General features: G+C 77.0%; 1 protein-coding gene. It reads right to left on the reverse strand.

What is annotated here, in order from left to right; all coding sequences use genetic code 11:
- Positions 1 to 396, reverse strand: a 396-nt coding sequence (locus TW83_RS19120; RefSeq protein ID WP_045984379.1) for an iron chelate uptake ABC transporter family permease subunit, incomplete at both ends; no start/stop codon positions are given.

Genomic DNA, 396 nt, shown 5'->3' on the forward strand with positions numbered 1-396 from the left:
CAGGATCAGGGCCGCCGCCATCGCCGCCAGCAGCGGCCCCGGACGGGCCAGCCGTGGGGCAGGGCGGTCGCCCGATTCCGCGCCGGGCGGGGATGTGCCCCGCAGCCGCGGCAGCAGCCAGATCAACAGCGGCCCGCCGACCAGCCCGGTCAGCGCGCCGGTGGGAAACATCTCGGCCCCCAGGCCCGCCAGGGCCAGCACCAGCCCGTCGCAGATCGACAGGATCAGTGCGCCCAGGACCGGCGACCAGGCCAGCAGGCCGGGGATGGTCCGCACCCCCAGGCTGCGCGCCAGGGCGGGCGCTGCAAGCCCGACAAAGCCGATCAGCCCCAGTTCCGCCGACACGGCCGCGGCCAGAACGACCGCGACGGCCACCGCCGCCAGCCGCATCGCGGC

The sequence above is a fragment of the Paracoccus sp. S4493 genome (assembly GCF_000967735.1).
GTDB lineage: Bacteria > Pseudomonadota > Alphaproteobacteria > Rhodobacterales > Rhodobacteraceae > Paracoccus > Paracoccus marcusii.